Origin of the sequence: Comamonas sp. F1-6 (assembly GCF_039581415.1) — a bacterium.
Lineage (GTDB): Bacteria > Pseudomonadota > Gammaproteobacteria > Burkholderiales > Burkholderiaceae_C > Comamonas > Comamonas thiooxydans.
The window spans coordinates 1-1,967 of the sequence record NZ_JBCPWN010000056.1 but is presented as its reverse complement, the minus strand read 5'-3'; the positions used below and the strand labels follow the sequence as shown (position 1 = coordinate 1,967).

Genomic DNA, 1,967 nt, shown 5'->3' with positions numbered 1-1,967 from the left:
AACGTCCTGCACGAATGCGGCACTGGCCTGCTCGCCGTCCTGGCCGGTCATGGTGAAAACCAGTTCAAAGGTGTGCGGCGAGCCTTTGGGCACGGTCTGCCACCATTCCCGGATGCTGATGGCACCGCCGAAGCTGGCCACGGTGTCGCGCACGCTCTTGAGGGTGCCGCGTTGCCGCTGGATCTGAATGGCATTGCGGACCAGCGCCCGTTTGATGGCCTCTGGCCACTCGCTGCGCCATGCCTCCACGCCCATGGTCCAAGCGAGCCAGGGCAGAAGCTCCAGCGGGCAGGTATCGGGGTTCCAGAGCGCGCGGTGCGGTTGGTCGATGGCGTCCAGGTGCTTGACCATGACCGACTCGGCGGCTCGGTCCAGCGGCGTGGCATTGGGGGGGAGCAGTGAATCAGCCAACGATGCCCCCGTGTGTCACGTTGATGGCGGTACACCAGCTTGCCTGCGTTTCACCGACGATCACATCCGCAGTCGGGCTGGTCAGCTCCACACGGTCCACGCCCTCGATATGCAGGGCGGCATAGATGCCGGACAGGGTGGGGCGCCGGCCGATGCGGTGCATGGATTCGGCATAGGCTGCTACGCGCTGATGAGCGGTGGTCAGGACGCTGGACGAGTCCGGCCCCGGCAAGGTGTAAATCTTGGCGGCAATCTGGTAGTTGACGATGGTGGCCGCCTGGACGATCACCTCATCCGTGAGCGGTCGGATGTCGTCTGCATTGACGGCGGCCGACACGGCATTGAGCAGGGCTTGGCTGGGCACGCCGCTGCCCACACGGGAGAGCACGGAAACCACGACACGGCCCGGCGTTGGGCTGGTGGCCGCTGCGTCCAGGACTTGACCGTCTGCGGTTTTGGCATGGAAGACATAGGCGCCCACAGGCCCGGCTACGCTGTAGCCGCGTGGAGCCAACTGAATGCGGGCACGGAATGTGTCGTCATCCTCATAGACAGCAGCCATGGGGGGAATGGCGGCTGGCTGGGCAGGAACGATGACAAGGCGCACGACGCCAAAGATGGCGCCCAACTGGTCCAGGTCGCTGCCGCGCGAATAGGCCAGCATCACGGCGTGGGCGCTGTCGTTTCTGTCGCTGCGCTCTACTATCAGCTGATAGGCCAAGCGCTCCAGCAACTTGGTCAATGGCTCGGACTCCAGAGCAAGGGTGTCGCTGACGGCTGCGCGCAACTCTGCAGGCATAGCCGCTACGAAGTCAGCCTTGAGCACGGAAAGAATGGTTTCAAACTCCGGCACCACTACCACGGCGGGCGCCGGCAGCTTGCTCATGTCAATGATTTGGGCATTGCTCATGTGTGGGCACCTTGAGCGGGTTGAATGCTCACGGTTTGGCTGCGTGTGGATGCCTGCCCACGGTCCTGGCGCTCCAGCTGCAACACTGCTCGGCCGCTGGCGTCAAAGCCGAGAAATGCACGGCGCAGGCGCGTGCGGGGCTCGTGTTTCATGATTGCCTGCGCGGTGGCCGCCTGCAGCCGCAGGATGTTGGCGGGCGTCATGGGCTGGTCGATAAGTTGCGGGATGAAGCTGCCGTAGCCCCGGCGCATGACGCGCGAGCCGATGGGCGTGGTGAGAATGTCCGTAATGGACTGGCTGATGTGCGCCGCGTAGTCGATGCTGCGGCCGGTGCTGACGTTCATCATGCTGTGCCCCCGATAGGTCCGCCGCTGTTGCCGCTGCCCGGATACACACCGCCATGGGGGTGGGTGCGCAGGCTTACGCCGCTGGCAATCACATCCTGCGTCGTGCGCAGCGTGCCCTGGATTTCTGCCGCACCGTTGGCACCCTCGGCAGTCCCGCTGCCACGCATGCCGCCCTGATAAGTCAAAGAGCCTTTGACGAGGCAGTGGCCCGTCATCGTTACCTGGGGGCTGTCGATGGTGACGCTATCCGGCGCCACCAGCTTGGCCGTGCCACCGCCCGGCAGTGTGGCCACCAGAGC

At 64.8% G+C, this 1,967-nt stretch carries 3 protein-coding genes and 1 pseudogene; all 4 read right to left on the bottom strand.

Annotated features, from left to right (window positions below):
• On the bottom strand, positions 1 to 411 hold a 411-nt coding region (locus tag AAIL66_RS24210), incomplete at its 3' end, for a phage tail protein I (RefSeq protein WP_343497952.1).
• Positions 404 to 1,321, bottom strand: coding sequence for a baseplate J/gp47 family protein (locus AAIL66_RS24205; RefSeq protein ID WP_343497951.1), 918 nt, complete (start codon positions 1,319 to 1,321; stop codon positions 404 to 406). The genes AAIL66_RS24205 and AAIL66_RS24210, both read right to left, overlap by 8 nt.
• Positions 1,318 to 1,668: a GPW/gp25 family protein gene (locus AAIL66_RS24200; protein WP_343497950.1), complete on the bottom strand. Its 351-nt coding sequence runs from the start codon at positions 1,666 to 1,668 to the stop codon at positions 1,318 to 1,320. The genes AAIL66_RS24205 and AAIL66_RS24200 overlap by 4 nt, the downstream gene beginning before the upstream one ends.
• Positions 1,665 to 1,967: pseudogene (locus AAIL66_RS24195) on the bottom strand (phage baseplate assembly protein V); the annotation flags it as partial. The gene AAIL66_RS24200 and the pseudogene AAIL66_RS24195, both read right to left, overlap by 4 nt.

What these genes read in the sequence shown, in the direction of transcription:
- AAIL66_RS24205 (WP_343497951.1), bottom strand. Translation starts at nt 1,321, where the DNA reads ATGAGCAATGCCCAAATCATTGACATGAGCAAGCTGCCGGCGCCCGCC.
- AAIL66_RS24200 (WP_343497950.1), bottom strand. Translation starts at nt 1,668, where the DNA reads ATGATGAACGTCAGCACCGGCCGCAGCATCGACTACGCGGCGCACATC.